The sequence below is a fragment of the Pseudomonas entomophila genome (genome assembly GCF_018417595.1).
Classification (GTDB): domain Bacteria; phylum Pseudomonadota; class Gammaproteobacteria; order Pseudomonadales; family Pseudomonadaceae; genus Aquipseudomonas; species Aquipseudomonas entomophila_C.
Window position 1 is genome coordinate 4,358,725 of sequence record NZ_CP070982.1, and the last position, 17,629, is coordinate 4,376,353.

The 17,629-nt window shown below is 64.9% G+C and carries 16 protein-coding genes; 10 read left to right on the forward strand and 6 right to left on the reverse strand.

Translation table 11 applies throughout. From position 1 onward, the window contains the following. Positions 1 to 138: 138 nt before the first annotated feature. The 5 genes from JYG34_RS18870 (at position 139) to aepX (ending at position 5,959) form a co-directional block, all read left to right on the forward strand. Complete coding sequence (locus JYG34_RS18870; protein ID WP_213657825.1) at positions 139 to 1,431, forward strand: mechanosensitive ion channel family protein; 1,293 nt, start codon at positions 139 to 141, stop codon at positions 1,429 to 1,431. 288 nt (positions 1,432 to 1,719) lie between these two features. Then, complete coding sequence (locus JYG34_RS18875) at positions 1,720 to 2,937, forward strand: MFS transporter (protein WP_213657826.1); 1,218 nt, start codon at positions 1,720 to 1,722, stop codon at positions 2,935 to 2,937. A 40-nt stretch (positions 2,938 to 2,977) separates the two neighbouring features. Further along, positions 2,978 to 4,180, forward strand: a complete 1,203-nt coding sequence (locus JYG34_RS18880) for a pyridoxal phosphate-dependent aminotransferase (protein ID WP_213657827.1) — start codon at positions 2,978 to 2,980, stop codon at positions 4,178 to 4,180. Positions 4,181 to 4,214: 34 nt separating this feature from the next. After that, positions 4,215 to 5,042 carry a hypothetical protein gene (locus tag JYG34_RS18885; RefSeq protein ID WP_213657828.1) on the forward strand — a complete coding sequence of 276 codons (828 nt, stop codon included), beginning with the start codon at positions 4,215 to 4,217 and terminating at the stop codon, positions 5,040 to 5,042. A gap of 26 nt (positions 5,043 to 5,068) precedes the next feature. Next, positions 5,069 to 5,959, forward strand: a complete 891-nt coding sequence (gene aepX, locus JYG34_RS18890) for a phosphoenolpyruvate mutase (RefSeq protein ID WP_213657829.1) — start codon at positions 5,069 to 5,071, stop codon at positions 5,957 to 5,959. Between the two features lie 49 nt (positions 5,960 to 6,008). On the opposite strand, the gene JYG34_RS18895 is transcribed toward aepX, so the two are convergent. The 4 genes from JYG34_RS18895 to JYG34_RS18910 all read right to left on the reverse strand — a co-directional run bounded on the left by JYG34_RS18895 (position 6,009) and on the right by JYG34_RS18910 (position 9,159). Next, positions 6,009 to 6,893 carry a LysR family transcriptional regulator gene (locus tag JYG34_RS18895; RefSeq protein ID WP_213657830.1) on the reverse strand — a complete coding sequence of 295 codons (885 nt, stop codon included), beginning with the start codon at positions 6,891 to 6,893 and terminating at the stop codon, positions 6,009 to 6,011. A gap of 158 nt (positions 6,894 to 7,051) precedes the next feature. After that, positions 7,052 to 7,933, reverse strand: a complete 882-nt coding sequence (locus JYG34_RS18900; RefSeq protein ID WP_213657831.1) for a carboxylate/amino acid/amine transporter — start codon at positions 7,931 to 7,933, stop codon at positions 7,052 to 7,054. A gap of 201 nt (positions 7,934 to 8,134) precedes the next feature. Beyond that, positions 8,135 to 8,734, reverse strand: a complete 600-nt coding sequence (locus JYG34_RS18905) for an FMN-dependent NADH-azoreductase (RefSeq protein WP_213657832.1) — start codon at positions 8,732 to 8,734, stop codon at positions 8,135 to 8,137. A gap of 110 nt (positions 8,735 to 8,844) precedes the next feature. Then, positions 8,845 to 9,159 (reverse strand): 3-phosphoglycerate kinase, encoded by a 315-nt coding sequence (locus JYG34_RS18910; RefSeq protein WP_011535039.1) that lies wholly within the window; start codon positions 9,157 to 9,159, stop codon positions 8,845 to 8,847. Between the two features lie 50 nt (positions 9,160 to 9,209). Here JYG34_RS18910 and JYG34_RS18915 point away from each other — a divergent pair, with 50 nt between their 5' ends. From JYG34_RS18915 to JYG34_RS18930, 4 genes are read left to right on the forward strand one after another with little or no spacing between them, the layout of a single operon-like run. Further along, positions 9,210 to 10,133: a LysR family transcriptional regulator gene (locus JYG34_RS18915; RefSeq protein WP_213657833.1), complete on the forward strand. Its 924-nt coding sequence runs from the start codon at positions 9,210 to 9,212 to the stop codon at positions 10,131 to 10,133. Positions 10,134 to 10,146: 13 nt separating this feature from the next. Further along, on the forward strand, positions 10,147 to 10,959 hold the full coding sequence (locus JYG34_RS18920) for an alpha/beta fold hydrolase (RefSeq protein ID WP_213657834.1): 813 nt from the start codon (positions 10,147 to 10,149) through the stop codon (positions 10,957 to 10,959). After that, positions 10,953 to 11,510, forward strand: a complete 558-nt coding sequence (locus JYG34_RS18925) for a peptidylprolyl isomerase (RefSeq protein ID WP_213657835.1) — start codon at positions 10,953 to 10,955, stop codon at positions 11,508 to 11,510. Before JYG34_RS18920 ends, JYG34_RS18925 begins: the two co-directional genes overlap by 7 nt. A 51-nt stretch (positions 11,511 to 11,561) precedes the next feature. After that, complete coding sequence (locus JYG34_RS18930; RefSeq protein WP_213657836.1) at positions 11,562 to 13,394, forward strand: ABC transporter ATP-binding protein; 1,833 nt, start codon at positions 11,562 to 11,564, stop codon at positions 13,392 to 13,394. 111 nt (positions 13,395 to 13,505) lie between these two features. Here the strand turns inward: JYG34_RS18930 and JYG34_RS18935 are convergent, their stop codons facing one another. Beyond that, entirely contained in the window at positions 13,506 to 14,633 is a 1,128-nt protein-coding gene (locus JYG34_RS18935) for a GNAT family N-acetyltransferase (protein WP_213657837.1), read from the reverse strand. A gap of 239 nt (positions 14,634 to 14,872) precedes the next feature. Here JYG34_RS18935 and JYG34_RS18940 point away from each other — a divergent pair, with 239 nt between their 5' ends. Then, positions 14,873 to 16,117, forward strand: a complete 1,245-nt coding sequence (locus tag JYG34_RS18940; protein WP_213657838.1) for a putative porin — start codon at positions 14,873 to 14,875, stop codon at positions 16,115 to 16,117. A gap of 196 nt (positions 16,118 to 16,313) precedes the next feature. Here the strand turns inward: JYG34_RS18940 and JYG34_RS18945 are convergent, their stop codons facing one another. Further along, complete coding sequence (locus tag JYG34_RS18945; protein WP_011535046.1) at positions 16,314 to 17,435, reverse strand: beta-ketoacyl-ACP synthase III; 1,122 nt, start codon at positions 17,433 to 17,435, stop codon at positions 16,314 to 16,316. Positions 17,436 to 17,629: the final 194 nt, after the last annotated feature.

Consider the following 17,629-nt stretch of genomic DNA (forward strand, 5'->3'; position numbering starts at 1 on the left):
AACCTCGGGCAAGTGCGAAAAATTCAAGTTGCATAGGGTAACGTTTTCCTTCGTCGGAGCCGAACTTCTTTTGGTAACTTTGCCCCGATTGGCACTCTAAAGCCCCTTCGTACCGCTATACAGACCGCTTTCACACCCATGGACATCCAACGCATCTGGCACGACACCCTCGACCTCTGGGGGACCCTCGACCAACATCCACTGCTGCATGCCGCGCTCGGGCTGGGGGTGCTGCTGCTCGCCTCGCTGCTGGTCGGCCGCCTGGCCCGCTTCCTGGTCCTGCATGCCAGCCGCCTGCTGGCCCGCCAGCCCGCGCTCCGGTGGCTCGACGACCTGCGCCAGAACAAGGTGTTCCACCGCCTGGCCCAGACCACCCCTTCGCTGGTGATCCAGTTCGGCCTGAAACTGGTGCCGGAGCTCTCCGACACCGCCCAGCACTTCCTCGGCAACTTCGCCCTGGCCTTCACCCTGCTGTTCATGACCATGGCCCTGTCGTGCCTGCTCGATGCCCTGCTGGACATCTATGCCCGCACCGAGCATGCCCGCACCCGCTCGATCAAGGGCTATGTGCAACTGGCCAAGATGATGCTGTGGATCTTCGCCGCCATCGTGATCGTCGCCACGCTCATCGACCGCTCGCCACTGTTGCTGCTGTCGGGCCTGGGCGCCATGTCGGCGGTGCTGCTATTGGTATACAAGGACACGCTGCTGTCATTCGTCGCCAGCGTGCAGCTCACCAGCAACGACATGCTGCATGTGGGCGACTGGATCGAGATGCCCCAGGTCGGCGCCGACGGCGATGTGGTGGACATCACCTTGCACACGGTCAAGGTGCAGAACTTCGACAAGACCATCGTCTCCATCCCCACCTGGCGCCTGATGAGCGAGTCGTTCCGCAACTACCGGGGCATGCAGCAGTCGGGCGGGCGGCGCATCAAGCGCAGCCTGTTCATCGACGCCGCCGGGGTGCGCTTCCTCACGCCGGAAGAGGAGCAACGGCTGAGCCAGGTACGCCTGCTCGGCGACTACCTGGCGCAGAAGCGCCAGGAGCTGCACAGCTGGAACGAGGCCCTGGGCCCGGTGGCGGAGCTGGCCGCCAACCGGCGCAAGCTGACCAACATCGGCACCTTCCGTGCCTTCGCCCTCGCCTACCTGAAGAACCACCCCAATGTGCACGCCGGCATGACCTGCATGGTCCGGCAGATGCAGACCACCGCCGAAGGCGTGCCACTGGAAATCTACTGCTTCACCACCACCACGGCGTGGGCCGAGTACGAGCGCATCCAGGGCGATATCTTCGACTACCTGCTGGCGGTGCTGCCGGAATTTGGGCTGAGCCTTTACCAGCAACCTAGCGGCAACGACATGCGCATCGGGTTGGCTGGCCGGTATCAAATCGAGCAGGAACCCAGCACGTTCAGTAACGCCTGAGGCAACTTTCACCCAGCGGTGGGAGCAACAGGGCTGTGTTGACGGCCCTGGTCCATTCGCCGGCCTCGCCGGCGAATATCGACTCACATACCAATAAAAATTTCGCCTGGCTCACTGCAAAGCAGTCATTAGAAACAAACAGTTACAACTATTTCAGAATTATTAAACGCCAGCCTTCGGCAAATACGAATACCCACCCCGCCCCGCATCTCCTACCCTGCAGCCAGCACACCGAACCGCGCCACGCGGCGTTCGGCCAGGATTCGACACAAGGACTGCGAGCAAGCGATGCGTCAGGACATCTCCCTGGAAAAACTCGACGAACCGGATGGCACCGACCAGGCCACCCGCCGCAAGGCCCTGGCCGCGGGCAGCCTCGCCCACGGCGTGCACGACGGCCTCACCGATGTGATCTATGTACTGCTGCCGATCTGGCAGGCGGCCTTCGGCCTCAGCTATGCCCAGGTCGGCCTGCTGCGCGGCGCCTATGCAGGGATGATGGCCGGCTTCCAGTTGCTGGCCAGCCGGGGCGCACGTAAATGGGGCCGGCAGGCCCTGCTGGTCAGGGGCACCGCCCTGGCCGGTTTCGCCTACCTGCTGGCCGCGCAGGCCACCGATATCACCCTGCTGTTGCTGGCCTTGATGATCGGCGGCCTGGGGGCCAGCACCCAGCACCCCCTGGCCTCGGCGCTGGTCTCGGATGCCTATGACGGCAGTGGCCGGGTCAAGCAGGCCCTGGCCCAGTACAACTTCGCCGGCGATATCGGCAAGGCCATCATCCCGGGGCTCACCGGTTTGGCGCTGGTGTACATCTCCTGGCAGACCAACGCCACCCTGCTCGGTGTGCTCGGCATCGCCGCCGCCTTCGCCCTGTGGCTGCTGATGCCCAGGACCCAGGCTCACGACAAGGCCGGCAAGAAAGCCGGCAACACTGACCAGGCCGGCAGCACCTCGGGCCTGATGGCGCTGATCGCCACCGGCACCCTCGACAGCGGCGTGCGCATGGGTTTCCTGACCTTCCTGCCGTTCCTGCTGCAAAGCAAGGGCGCGAGCACCGAGCACATCGGCCTGGCACTGTCCCTGCTGTTCATCGGCGGCGCCTTCGGCAAGCTGTTCTGCGGCTACCTCGGCGCACGCCTGGGGCCGGTGCGCACGGTGATCTGCACCGAACTGCTCACCGCCCTGCTGATCCTGCTGGCGCTGGTGCTGCCCTACGGCGCACTGATGCTGGTCATGCCGCTGATCGGCGTGGCCCTGAACGGCACCTCGTCGGTGCTCGGAGGCCTGGTGCCGGACTTCGCCCCACGGGACCGTCGCGACCGGGTATTCGCCTGGTTCTACACCGGCACCGTCGGCGGCGGCGCCCTGGCCCCGGTGCTGATCGGCGCGATCTCCGACCAGGCCGGGGTGAATGAAGGGCTGGTGGTGCTGGCCTGTGTGCTGATGCTGACCCTGCCCCTGTGCCTGGTCACCTATAACGGCATGAAGGGCCTGGCACGACGCTGAGCAGGACGCCCGCGGATCCCCCACAACAAGGATGTGAACCATGACCTACGAACTCTCGGAGCGCGCTGGCCGCATCGGCGCGCCCGGCACCTCGAGCATGCGCAGCAAAGCCAACGCCCTGCGCGACGCCGGCATCAAGGTGATCAACTTCGCGGCCGGCGAGCTGGCCACGGACGCAGCGCCTGACATGCGCAGCGGCGCCATCGCCGCGGTGCACGAGCAGTGGAACCGCTATACCCCGCCACTGGGCAACCCGCGCCTGCGCCAAGCCCTGGCCAACAGTGTCAGCCAGCGCCTGGGCGTCACCTACGGCGCCGACGAGATCGCCGTGTCCAGCGGTGCCAAGCAAGCGCTGTACAACAGCGCGATGGTACTGCTCAATCCTGGCGACGAAGTACTCATTCCACGCCCCTACTGGGAGACCTTCCCCACCCAGGTCGAACTGGCAGGCGCAAGCCCGGTGTTCATCGACACCCGGGCCGACCGGTACACGCTGCGCGGCGCGGCGGTGAAAGCCGCCCTGTCGCCACGCAGCAAGGCGATCATCATCAATACCCCGAACAACCCCACCGGGGTGGTCTATTCGCCCCAGGAACTGCTCGCCATCGGTGAGCTGGCCCTGGAGCGCAAGCTCTGGGTCATCTTCGACGAGTGCTATCGCGGCCTGCTGCGCGGCGGCCAGCAACACCACAACATCGTCAGCCTGCTGCCCGAGCTCAAGGGGTCGACCATCGTCATCGACTCGTTCTCCAAGAGCCAGGCCGTGACCGGCTGGCGGCTGGGCTATGCCTGCGCGCCCAAGGCGGTGGTCACGGCGATGCACAACCTGCAAGCGCACACCACCTCCAACCCCAGCAGCCTGGCCCAGTACGCCGCGCTGACCGCCCTGGATGGCGAGGGCGGGCAGCGCTTCGCCGCCGACATCAACGCCCAGCTCGACCGCCAGCTGGCCACGGCCACCGCCCTGCTCGGCCAGCTCGAAGGGATCCGTTTCGCCCCGCCCCAGGGTGCTTTCTACCTGTACCTGGACATCGGCGACCTGCTGGGCAAGCACTACCAGGGCCACCCCCTGCGCGACGCCAGCCACCTGTGCGAGCTGCTGCTGACCGAGGCGCGCATCGCCCTGGTGCCCGGCTGCAGCAATGGCGACCCTCGCGCCGTACGGCTCTCCTACTCGGTGAGCGAGGACGACCTGGTCGAGGGCCTGGGCCGCTTCGCCACCTTCATCGCATCACTTGCCTGAACCCGGCCTTTCCACCCAACCGCGAGATCATGACATGAAGAAAACGGATTTCATGCTGTCATTCGTTGACCAGGCGCTGACCGATGTCCAGGACAAACGGCTGGCCAGCGCCCTGAGAAAGGGCTTCGACGTTCACGACGACCTGCTCGGCGACTACCTGGACACCTACCAGCGCATCACCTCGCAGCCCTGGTCGCGCGACAGCCTGTGCACTTTCTTCTGCGGCTGGCGCAGCCCGGATGGCGCGGCCCACGCGGTGTCCAGCATCATCGTGCGGCTGCTGCAGGAGTCCGAGGCACTCGACGATGACCAGGGCCGCCTGCGCCTGCTGGAAGCCGCGCGCCACTGCGGCGAGATCATCGTCGAGGACATCGGCCTGGGCGAGATGCACGGCCACCCGCACCACTCCAAGCTGTATGCGCGCATGGCCACGGCCATCTGCGGCTCGGACGACTGGCGCCTGCAGGACCGCTACCTGAACCCGGTGACCAAGGAGTTCTCCAGCTGGGTCGGCAGCAAGCGCCCGCTCGCCCCGCAACTGGTGGAAGCCATCGAAATGATGGCGATGACCGAGCTGTTCAACACCGGTGAATACAACGTGATGACGCCGCTGTGGAAAGACTGGCTGAAGCAGGTGCAAGGCAAGCCCGCAGGCGAGGCGCACCGTATCGCCACCTTCCTCAGCGTGCATTGTGGCGCGGTCGAGGCCCAGCACTTCTTCCATGCCACCAGCGCCCTGGAGCTCTATTGCCAGGCCACGGCGCAGGCGCTCGACTACGCGCGGATCGAAGCATTGTCGCGCGAATACGTGCAACGCGCCTGCGAACACCTGCACAAGATGGAGTCGGTCCTGGCCGTCTGACACCCCCTGATCAAGGAAGTGGCCCCATGAACATCGTGAATCCCGATTCGCGCATCGACCTGCGCCAACTGTTCCATGACAAACCCTGCCTGCGCGTACTGGAAGCGCACAGCCCGATATCGGCCATGCTGGCCAAGAGCGTGCGCCTGGAGGCGCGCGGCGCCAGCTTGGGCTACGACGCCATCTGGTCCAGTTCGCTGACCGACTCGACCCAGCGCTGCCTGCCGGACATCGAGATCCTTTCGCCCAGCGACCGCCTCGAACGGCTCAACGAGATCCTCGGGGTGTGCGACCTGCCGCTGATCTACGACGCCGACACCGGCGGCAAGGTCGAGCACTTCGCCATCCATGTGCAATGGCTGGCGCGCGCCGGTGTCTCGGCGATCGTCATCGAAGACAAGTGCGGCTTGAAGAAGAACTCCCTGCTGGGCCTCTCGGTGCACCAGGAGCAGGAGACGGTGGAGCACTTCTGCGAAAAGATCAGGGCCGGCACGCAACACCGCCCCGGTGACCGGATGATGATCTTCGCCCGCTGCGAGAGCCTGATCCTGGAAAAAGGCCTGGAGGATGCCCTGGCCCGCTGCAGCGCCTACACCGAGGCCGGTGCCGATGGCATCATGATCCACAGCCGCAAGCGCAGTGGCGAGGAAATCCTCGAGTTCGCCCGGCGCTTCAAGCACCGCCACCCCGCCACGCCGCTGATCTGCGTGCCCACCAGCTACCCGCAACTGACGTTCTCGTGCCTGGCCGATGCGGGCTTCAACGCGGTGATCTACGCCAACCACATGTTGCGCGGCGCCTACTCGGCCATGCGCCAGGTGGCCACCAGCATCCTGGAGAACGACCGCGCCTACGAGATCGAGCCGGCCTGCATGCCCATCGACGAGATCCTCAGCCTGGTGCCGGGGACCCGCTGAGCCACTTGCCGATGCCGGACGCAGCCGCCCGGCATCGGCGAGCGCCTCCTCAGGCAGCGCTCAGGTAGGAGAGCAATTCGGTGACATGGCGGGGCATGCTGTCGCAGTGCCTGACCAGCATCATGTGATCCTGCCGCGCCCAGGCTTCCTCAAGGGGCCGCGTCACCAGCGCGCAGCAGCGCAGGTAGCGCTGCACCGCCGCGTCCGACGCGACACCGATGCCCACACCCTCGGCGACCATCCGGCAGAACGCTTCGCCCGTGGATACCTTGATCCTGAACTGCGCCTCGCTGCCATCGTCCCGTGCCTGCTCCTCGATCAGCCGGCCCAGGGCGGTATCGCCGCACAGGCCCACCTGCGGGTGTCGCAGCACATCGCGCAGGCGTAGGGTCGCGGTATTGGCCAGCGGATGGCGCCGTGGCAGCACCACCACATAGTTGAGCACCGGCATGGCGATCGAGGCGCAGCCTTCCACCGGCACGCTGCCGGCCACCACGCCCATATCGACGGCCCCTTCCCGCACGCCCCGCACGATCTCCCCCGGGTTGCGCGCCTGCAGGTCGATGGCGATATGCGCATGCTCTGCCAGGTAGCGCACCAGCCGCTGCTGGGTGGACTCGAAGGCGGTGAAGCCGTCGACGTACATGCGCATGCTGGCCACATCCTGTTCCTCGTGCCGCTCGAACTCGGCCTTGAGTACCTCCAGCTGGCCGAGGATCTTGCGCGCATGGACCAGCAGCCGCCTGCCCGCCGCCGTCAGCACCAGGCCCTTGCTCTGGCGAAGGAACAGTCCCTCGCCCAGTTCGCCTTCCATCGACTTGATGCGCATGCTCGCCGCGCCGGGTGACAGGCAGGCGCGCCGGGCGCCCTGGGTCAGGCTGGGCGACTCGGCAATCTTTATGAACAGCTTCAGATCAGTCAGGTCAAGGTTCACGGTCTCTTCCTTGTATTGTTGTTCACGTCCATTGCAAGACTGGCGATCTTGAGGTCACCTGCGCCTATCTTGCCCCTGGCCTGCTCCGTGGGCCAACCCTGGCGCCGGAAAAGACGAAGGCGCCCACTGGGGGCGCCTTCAATGTGATGCTTGGTCGATCAGCGCGACGATATCGCTCCAGGTATTGGCGCGCGCTGGCCACCCAAGCGGCTCAGCCACACCGACGCCAGGATGATCGATCCTCCAATGGCCAGGCGCCCCAGCGGTTCGTCCTGGTTCCAGATCAGCAGGTTCAGCAACAGCCCCACCGGCACATGCAGGTTGTTCATCACCGCCAAGGTGCCACCGGACACCAGGCAGGCACCCTTGTTCCACCAGTACAACCCCAGCGCGGTCGGGCACAGGCCGAGGAACAGCAGCACCAGCCATTGGGTGTTGGTACTCGGCAGGTGCTGGGCGTTGCCGAACAGCAGGAAGGCCGGCAGCACCACGATCAGCGCGCCCAGGTAGAAGTAGCCGAAGCGCCGGTAATGCGGCAGGTTGCTGGGGTGGCGGGCGACCAGATGGCGGTACAGCACTTGGCCGGCGGCGTAGGTGAAGTTGGCCAGTTGCAGCAGCAGGAAGCCCATGAAGAACTCGCCCGAGATGGTGTCGAAGCGGATCACCGCCGCGCCGGCCACCGCCACCAGCGCGGCGAGCAGCGCCCACGGGTTGAAGCGCCGATTCAAGGCGTCCTCGATCAGCGTGACGTGCAAGGGGGTGAGGATGGTGAACAGCAGCACCTCGGGCACGGTGAGCACGCGGAAGCTCAGGTACAGGCAGACGTAGGTGATGCCGTACTGTAGCGCGCCGATCAACAGCATCGAACGCAGGAAGCGCGGTTCGACCTGGCGCCAGCGGGTCAGCGGCAGGAACACCAGGCCGGCCAGCACCACCCGGGCGAGCACGGCGAAGTAGCTGTCGACATGGCCGGCCAGGTATTCGCCGATCAGGTTGAAGGAGAACGCCTGGATCAGCGCGACGATTATCAGGTAGCCCATGGTTGGCCCTCGTGGATCAAGGCGGGGACCTTAGCGGGTTGGGCCCGGGCAGTTCAACCATGGAGATTGTGCGTGTGTTCGCCGGCAAGCCAGCTCCTACAGGGGGCGTGCCGGCAAACCATGAAAAAGCCCGGCCATCGATTGGCCGGGCAGGCACACCCAAAGGAGCAACAAGGTGTCAGGTTGGGAATTCGTCGCGGATCAGGCCACCGCGGCCAGCTTGGCCTTGGCCTGGTTCAGCCCCTTCTCGTGGAACTCGCCGCTCATGTTCAGGCCTTCGGCGTGGATGAAGTCGACGTCATGGATGCCGATGAAGGCCATCACCTGGCGCAGGTAGGGTTCCTGGTGGTCACTGCTGGCGCCGGCATGGATGCCTCCACGGGCGGTCAGGACGATGGCGCGCTTGCCGTTCAACAGGCCTTGCGGGCCGGTCGGGGTGTACTTGAAGGTGATGCCGGCGCGCAGCACGTGGTCCAGCCAGGCCTTGAGGGTGCTGGGGATGGTGAAGTTGTACATCGGCGCGGCCATCACCAGCACGTCGGCAGCCAGCAGTTCGTCGGTCAGGGCGTTGGAGCGGGCCAGGGCATCCACCTCGGCGGCGCTGCGCTGATCTTCTGGCTTCATCCAGCCGCCCAGCAGGTCGGCGTCCAGGTGCGGCACCGGGTTCACCGCCAGGTCACGCACGGTGATCTCGTCCGCCGGGTGCGCCGCCTGCCACTGCTGGATGAAATCGCGGGTCAGTTGACGGGAAACGGAATCCTGCTGGCGGGCGCTGCTTTCGATGATCAGTACGCGGGACATGGGGTGCCTCCATCGGCGGTAAGGGGTGGCGATTCGATGGAGGTGAGATTAAGGGTTGACCTATCGATAAAAAAGCGTAAAAAGTGGGATCAATCTATCGATTAATCCGTTTATTCCGCTTTGCAGTCCAGCAGGATGCGCAGCTTGATGATCTGCCGGTTGAACTTGGCGGTCACATCCACGCTCTTGCCGGCCGGCACGTTGACCCTGCGCACCCGTGGCGCCTCGGGGCCGTTGCGGAACATGACCTTGCAGGCCGCCGGCACCTGCCCGTAGTTGTTCAGGGTGATGGCACCGATGTCGTAGGCCGTGTCATAGGCGGTGTAGTCGACCTTGACCCCGGTCAGCTCCTTCTCCACGTCGATGGGGTAAGCCATGGCGGTGAAGGGCAGGCACAACAGCAAAGCCGCACAACATTTCTTCATACGGGCGCTCTCCTTGAGAAGAGCGCAGCTTAGGACAACAGGAGCCCTAGATGAAAGCGCCGCGCGTAACCCTGGATCAGTGGCGGACCCTGCAGGCGGTGGTCGACCATGGCGGGTTCGCCCAGGCCGCCGAGGCCCTGCACCGCTCGCAGTCGTCGGTGAGCTACACCGTGGCGCGGATGCAGGAGCAGCTGGGCGTGCCGCTGCTGCGCATCGATGGGCGCAAGGCGGTGCTGACCGAAGCTGGCAACGTGCTGCTGCGCCGCTCGCGGCAGTTGGTCAAGCAGGCCAGCCAGCTGGAAGACCTGGCCCACCACATGGAGCAGGGCTGGGAAGCCGAGGTGCGCCTGGTGGTCGACGCCGCCTACCCCAGCGCTCGTCTGGTGCGCGCCCTGGCCGCCTTCATGCCGCAGAGCCGTGGTTGCCGGGTGCGGCTGCGTGAAGAGGTGTTGTCCGGGGTCGAAGAGGTGCTGCACGAAGGCATCGCAGATCTCGCCATCAGCAGCTTCAACATCGGCGGCTACCTGGGCACCGAGCTGAGCCCGGTGGAGTTCATCGCCGTCGCCCACCCCGAACACGCCCTGCACCGCACCGGCCGCGAGATCACCTTCCAGGACCTGGAAAGCCAGCTGCAGGTGGTGATCCGCGACTCTGGCCGCGCGCAACCCCGTGACGTCGGCTGGCTGGGCGCCGAGCAGCGCTGGACGGTAGGCAGCCTGGGCACCGCCGCCACCTTCGTCAGCAGCGGCCTGGGCTTTGCCTGGCTCCCCCGGCACATGATCGAGCGCGAGCTGCGCGAAGGCGTGCTCAAGCCCTTGCCGCTGGACCAGGGTGGCAGCCGCCATCCACTGTTCTACCTTTATTCGAGCAAGGAAAAGACCCTGGGTCCGGCCACGCAGATCCTCATCGAGTTGCTGCGCAACTTCGATACCGCGCCCCTGGACGTGCCCTTCGCTGCCCCCCCGCAAGCCTGAGAGGACCGCGCCCATGGCCTGTTTCGAACATGACGGTTGCCTGCTGCACTACGAGGAACATGGCCAGGGCGAGCCCCTGGTGCTGCTGCACGGCCTGGGCTCGAGCAGCCAGGACTGGGAGCTGCAGGTGCCCGAGTTCAGCCGCCACTACCGGGTGATCCTCATGGATATCCGTGGCCATGGCCAATCCGCCAAGCCGCGACGCGGCTACCGGATCAAGACCTTCAGCGAAGACCTGCTGGCCCTGCTCAAGCACCTGGGCACCGGCCCGGTGCATTTCGTCGGGCTGTCGATGGGGGGCATGGTCGGCTTCCAGTTCGCCGTCGACCACCCCGACTGGCTGCGCAGCCTGTGCATCGTCAACAGCGCCCCGCAGGTCAAGCGCCGCACCCGCAGCGACTGGATCTGGTGGCTCAAGCGCTGGGGCCTGGCGCGCCTGCTCAGCGTCGAGACGGTGGGCAAGGGCCTGGCCCAGCGGCTGTTCCCCAAGCCCGGGCAAAGCGAACTGCGGCGCAAGATGGCCGAACGCTGGGCACGCAACGACAAGCGCGCCTACCTCAAGAGCTTCGACGCCATCGTCGACTGGGGCGTGCAGGAACGCATCGGCCAGATCCGTTGTCCGACGCTGGTGATCGCCGCCGACCACGATTACACCCCGGTACAACTCAAGGCGCGTTATGTTGCCCTGATGCCCAACGCCAGGCTGGCGGTGATCGACGATTCACGGCACGCTACACCCCTCGATCAACCCGAGGTCTTCAACCTCACCCTGCTGCAGTTCCTCGCAGCCGCCTCCACCTCTCAAGGATCTTTGAGCCCATGCTGAAAAAACTTCTGCTCACCGCCTGCTCGGTCGCCTTCGCCACCAGCGTCATGGCCTCCGACAAGACCCCGCACGTTGAGCTGGTCACCAGCTTTGGCAAAATCGAGATCGAGCTGAACGCTGAAAAAGCACCGATCAGCACGAAGAACTTCCTCCAGTACGTCGACAGCGGCTTCTACAACAACACCATCTTCCACCGCGTGATCCCGGGCTTCATGGTCCAGGGTGGCGGCTTCACCGACCAGATGGTGCAGAAGAACACCAAGGACCCGATCCGCAACGAAGCCAGCAACGGCCTGCAGAACACCCGTGGCACCCTGTCCATGGCCCGTACCTCCGACCCGAACTCGGCCACCAGCCAGTTCTTCATCAACGTCGCCGACAACGACTTCCTCAACCCGGGCCGCGACCGTGGCTACGCGGTGTTCGGCAAAGTCACCAAGGGCATGGAAGTGGTCGACCAGATCGTCAACTCGCCGACCACCGTCAAGAAAGGCATGCGCGATGTCCCGGCGGACCCGGTGTACATCAAGTCGGCCAAACGCATCGACTGACCACGCGCCGCACAGGGACGTGGGTCGGGTCACACAGGAGTCTTGTCACCCATGCTGTACCGTCGTTTCGAGCAACTGATCGACATCTTCCGCGAGGCGCCCACCGAGGCGCCTCCCGGCCAGGTCTGGCCGTTCTACCTGTACTACCTGCGCCAGGTGTGGCCGAGCTTTCTCGCCCTGCTGATCGTCGGCCTGGTCGCCTCGCTGATCGAGGTAGCCATGTTCAGCTACCTGAGCCGGATCATCGACCTGGCCCAGGGCACCCCAAACGTCAATTTCTTCAGTGAGCACAGCGGTGAGCTGCTCTGGATGCTCGTGGTCATCCTGCTGCTGCGGCCGTTGTTCTTCGGTTTGCACGACCTGCTGGTGCACCAGACCATCAGCCCAGGCATGACCAGCCTGATCCGCTGGCAGAACCACAACTACGTGCTCAAGCAGAGCCTGAACTTCTTCCAGAGCGACTTCGCCGGGCGCATTGCCCAGCGCATCATGCAAACCGGCAACTCCCTGCGCGACTCGGCGGTGCAGGCGGTGGACGCGCTCTGGCACGTGCTGATCTACGCCATCAGCTCGCTGGTGCTGTTCGCCGAGGCCGACTGGCGGCTGATGCTGCCGCTGCTGGTGTGGATCGCCTGCTACATCGCCTCGCTCTACTACTTCGTGCCGCGGGTCAAGGAGCGCTCGGTGATCTCCTCCGACGCCCGCTCCAAGCTGATGGGGCGCATCGTCGACGGCTACACCAACATCGCCACGCTCAAGCTGTTCGCCCACACCGACCACGAACGCCAGTACGCCCGCGAGGCGATCAGCGAGCAGACCGAAAAAACCCAACTGGCCTCGCGGGTGGTCACCAGCATGGATGTGGTCATCACTTCGCTGAACGGCCTGCTGGTGGTCAGCACCACCGGCCTGGCACTGTGGCTGTGGAGCCAGTCGCTGATCAGCGTCGGCGCCATCGCCCTGGCCACCGGCCTGGTGATCCGCATCGTCAACATGTCGGGCTGGATCATGTGGGTGGTCAACGGCATCTTCGAGAACATCGGCATGGTCCAGGACGGCCTGCAGACCATCGCCCAACCGGTCACGGTCAGCGACAAGCCCGACGCGCCGGCGCTGAAGGTCAGCCGTGGCGGGGTACGCTTCGACCATGTCGACTTCCACTACGGCAAGGGCAGCAAGGTGATCGACGCGTTGAACCTGGACATCCGCCCCGGCGAGAAGATCGGCCTGATCGGCCCGTCCGGCGCCGGCAAGTCGACCCTGGTCAACCTGCTGCTGCGCCTGTACGACATCGACAGCGGGCGCATCCTCATCGACGGCCAGGACATCGCCGAGGTCAACCAGGCCAGCCTGCGTGCGCAGATCGGCATGATCACCCAGGACACCTCGCTGCTGCACCGTTCGATCCGCGACAACCTGCTGTACGGCCGCCCCGGCGCCAGCGATGAAGAGGTCTGGGAAGCGGTGCGCCGGGCGCGGGCGGACGAGTTCATCCCGCAGCTGTCCGATGCCCAGGGCCGCACCGGTTTCGACGCTCATGTCGGCGAGCGCGGCGTGAAACTCTCCGGTGGCCAGCGCCAGCGCATCGCCATTGCCCGGGTGCTGCTGAAGAACGCGCCAATCCTGGTGATGGACGAAGCCACCTCGGCGCTGGACTCGGAGGTCGAGGCCGCTATCCAGGAGAGCCTGGAGACGCTGATGCAGGGCAAGACCGTGATCGCCATCGCCCACCGCCTGTCGACCATCGCCCGCATGGACCGGCTGATCGTGCTGGACAAGGGGCATATCGTCGAGAGCGGCAGCCACAGCGAACTGCTGGCCCAGCGCGGGTTGTACGCGCGGTTGTGGCACCACCAGACCGGTGGGTTCGTCGGCGTCGATTGACATCTGTTTCCGTCTGCAGCGGCCTTTTCGCGGGCAAACCCGCTCCTACAGGTTTTCCGCCCCCCCCTGTGGGAGCGGGTTCACCCGCGAAAGGGCCGGAATAGACAGCCATCAATCCCGACGGTAAGGCAACATCCCCCGCGCCTCCTCGGCATAGGCCCGCACCCCCACCCGCTCCTGCCCGAGAAAATCCTCCACCGCCCGCCGCAACCCCGGATGCCGCAGGTAATGCCACGACCGCGTGATCACCGGCTCGAAGCCGCGAATCAGCTTGTGCTCACCCTGTGCCCCCGCATCGAAGCGCTGCAGCCCTTCGGCGATGGCGAAATCCATCCCCTGGTAGAAGCAGGTTTCGAAATGCAGCCGGTCGAACTCGTCCAGGCAGCCCCAGTAGCGCCCGTAAAGGCTGTCGCCGCCTAGCAGGCTCAAGGCCATGGCCACGTCCCGCCCGTTCTGCCGGGCGATCACCACGCGGATCGCCTCAGGCATGCGTTCGGCGACCAGGCTGAAGAACGCCCGGGTCAGGTAAGGCACGCGACGGCGCACGGCATAGGTGTTGGCATAGCAGAGGTAGACGAAATCCCACTGCGCCTCGCTCAGCTCATCACCCTTGTACCAGGCGAATTCGATCCCCTGCCCCGCCACTTGCTCGCGCTCCTTGCGCATCTGCTTGCGCTTGCGCGAGCTGAGCGTGTCGAGGAAGTCCTGGAAATCCCGGTAGCCACGGTTGCGCCAGTGAAACTGGCAGCCCAGGCGCTCCATCCAGCCCGGCAGGCTGGCGATGCTGTCGTCCAGGGCCGCGTCCGTGAAGTTGATGTGTGCACCGGACAACCCGCCCTGCTCCAGATACTCCGGGATCGCCTGCAACAACAGCAGGCCATCGGCAGGGTCGCCCGCCAGCAGCCGTGGCCCGCTCACCGGGCTGAACGGCACGGCCCCCAGCAGCTTGGGGTAGTAGGCGATGCCCGCGCGCTCGCAGGCATCGGCCCAACCCTGGTCGAACACGTATTCACCGAAGGAGTGCCACTTGCGGTAGGCCGGCAGCAGCGCACGCACCTCGCCATCGCGCTCCAGCACCAGGTGCTCGGCGGCCCAACCGGTGTCGGGCACCACGCTGGCGCTGTCCTCCATGGCCGTGAGGAAGGCATGGCGCAGGAACGGCTGGCCATCCGGCACCAGCGCGTCCCAGGTGGTCGCCGGCAGGTCGCGCAGGTGGGCAAGGCTGTGGAGGCTGGTCACATCGGCAACTCGCAGGACAAAGAACGCCAGTATTGCCAAACCGACCGTGACACTCAAATGACGGCCCGTTTACTTCACAACAGTGCCACTGTTTAGACATTATTCTGTCATTCCCCCCCGCAATACTTGCGCCTGTTTTCCGGAACCCCAGAACCTGTCTATTCAGGCCTTTTCCGAAGACATGCCAACTTGGGGGCGGGCGCTTGAGCCTCCCCACTTTTTCCAACAGGGAGAACCTTATGCGTCTTGTTTCTACACTTACCGGAGTGAGCCTCACCGGCATGATGCTGGCTCTGAGTACTCCGGCCAGTGCTGCTGTCGACGCCAAGCTGCTCGAAATGCTCCGCGCCAATGGCTCGATCAACCAGGCGCAGTACAACGAACTGCAAGGCGACCTGGCAAAGGAAACCAAGGAAAAGGCCGACCAGAAAGCCCAGTCCGAGCGCCTGAGCTCCTTCGAACAGAAAGTGGCATGGGCCGCCAAGACCCAGATCAAGGGTGACGTGCGCCTGCGTTACGAAGACGTCAACGTCGACAACCCCATCGCCCGCAGCGGCAACCAGGACCGCGAGCGCGTTCGTGCCCGTGTCGGCTTCTACAGCGAGATCAACCCGCAGGTCGACGCCGGTGTGCGCGTGGCCACCGGCAGCAGCGCCGACGCCCGCTCCACCAACCAGAGCCTGGATAACTACTTCGAGAAGAAATCGCTGTGGGTCGACCTGGCCTACCTCGACTGGCACCCGACTGCCATCCCCAACCTGCACCTGATCGGCGGCAAGATGAACCAGCCCTGGGTGAGCATGGGCGACATCATCTGGGACAGCGACATCAACCCGGAAGGTGTGGCGGTCACCTACAAGACCAACCTGGGCGGCGCCGAACTGTTCGGTAGCGCCGGCCACTACAACCTGAAAGATAACGTCGACGGCGACGGCGTGCAGTTCAAGCACGACGCCCAGCTGTACCACGGCCAGTTGGGCGCCAAGTTCAACGCGGCCGACACCGTCAAGCTTACCGTGGGCGGCAGCATCTACGGCTACGACAATGACAAGGAGTCCGCGGCGCTGCGCTCGCTGGGCAACACCACCAACGAGTTCAACCTGGTGGAAGGCTTCGGTCAGCTGGACTTCACCGGCTTCGCCATCCCACTGTCGGCCTATGGCCAGTTCGTCAAGAACACCGAGAGCACCGACGGCAAGGACAAGGCCTGGCTGGCCGGCCTGAAGACCAAGCTGGGCGCCTGGAGCCTGGACTACAACTACCGCGACGTGCAGCGCAACGCCGTGGTCAGCCTGTTCACCGACTCCGACTTCGGCAACGGCTTCACCGGCTCACGTGGCCACAAGTTCAAGGTTGGCTACGAGATCGACAAGAACTTCACCGTCGGTGGCGCCTACCTGATGGCCAAGACCGACTACTCCAACCTGCCGAACAGCGATGCCGACGTCGACACGCTGCAGGTGGACCTGGAAGCCAAGTTCTAAGCAGTCGCGCCCCTGCGTCGCTCAGGCGGGAAATGCCGACCCCATCCGGTATTTCCCGCTTTTTTTCTGCAGAATCGTACGGGGCTGCTTTGCAGCCCTTTCGCGGCACAAGGCCGCTCCTACAGGGGAACGCGAACCTCTGTAGGAGCGGCCTTGTGCCGCGAAAGGGCCGCAGAGCGGCCCCAGCATTCTCCGATCAGCGCTTGCGCAGCACCACACTACCGATCGAATACCCCGCACCAAACGAGCTCAGCACACCCAGCGAGCCCTTGGCCAGGTCATCCTGGTACAGGTGGAAGGCAATCACCGACCCCGCCGAACTGGTGTTGGCATAGCGGTCGAGAATCACCGGCGCATCTTCCTCCGCCACTTCACGCCCCAGCAGCTTCTTGACGATCAGGTGGTTCATGCTCAGGTTCGCCTGGTGCAGCCAGAAGCGCTTGACGTCCGAAGGTTGCAGGTCGTTCTCGGCCAGGTGCTGGCCGATCAGCTCGGCGACCATCGGGCAGACTTCCTTGAACACCTTGCGGCCTTCCTGCACGAACAGCTTGTCCTGCGCGCCGATGCCCTCTTCCGCGGCACGGTTGAGGAAGCCGAAGTTGTTGCGGATGTTGTTGGAGAACGCGGTCAGCAGCTTGGTGCTGACGATGTCGAACTGGTGCTTCGAGGTGGCCAGGTCGGCACGCTCGACCAGCACGGCGGTGGCCGCGTCGCCGAAGATGAAGTGGCTGTCGCGGTCACGGAAGTTCAGGTGGCCGGTGCAGATTTCCGGGTTGACCACCAGTACCGCGCGGGCCTGGCCCAGCTGCACGCTGTTGGCGGCAGTCTGGATGCCGAAGGTGGCCGAGGAGCAGGCCACGTTCATGTCGAAGGCGAAACCCTGGATGCCCAGCGCCTGCTGCACTTCGATGGCGATGGCCGGGTATGGGCGCTGCAGGTTGGAGCAGGCGACGATCACCCCGTCGACATCGGCGGCGCTACGGCCGGCACGTTCCAGCGCCTGGCGGGCGGCGGCCACGCCCATCTCGCAGAGGATCGACTGCTCGTCGTTGCTGCGCTCCGGCAGGCGCGGCTTCATGCGCTGCGGGTCGAGGATGCCGGCCTTGTCCATGACGAAGCGGCTCTTGATGCCCGAGGCCTTCTCGATGAAGGCCGCGTCGGACAGCGGCGCCGCCACGACCTCGCCACGCTCGATGGCGGCGGCGTTTTCAGTGTTGAACTGCTGCGCCCAGGTGTTGAAGGAGGCCACCAGTTCTTCGTTGGAAATGCTCTGGGCCGGGGTGTACAGGCCGGTGCCGCTGATCACGACGTTGTGCACGGTCGTTCCTCTGGTCTGGGGCCGGCGCCGGAAGGGCGCAGGCCAAAAATTGGGGTTCGATACTGGCACCTTGGTACCAATTTGCAATCGTAATAATCCGTATTGGCGAGGGCTTTGCCCTCGATCGCGGGTAAACCCGCTCCTACAGGGACACCACCGACTTCAGAATCGGCAATAAACCTGTAGGGGCTGGC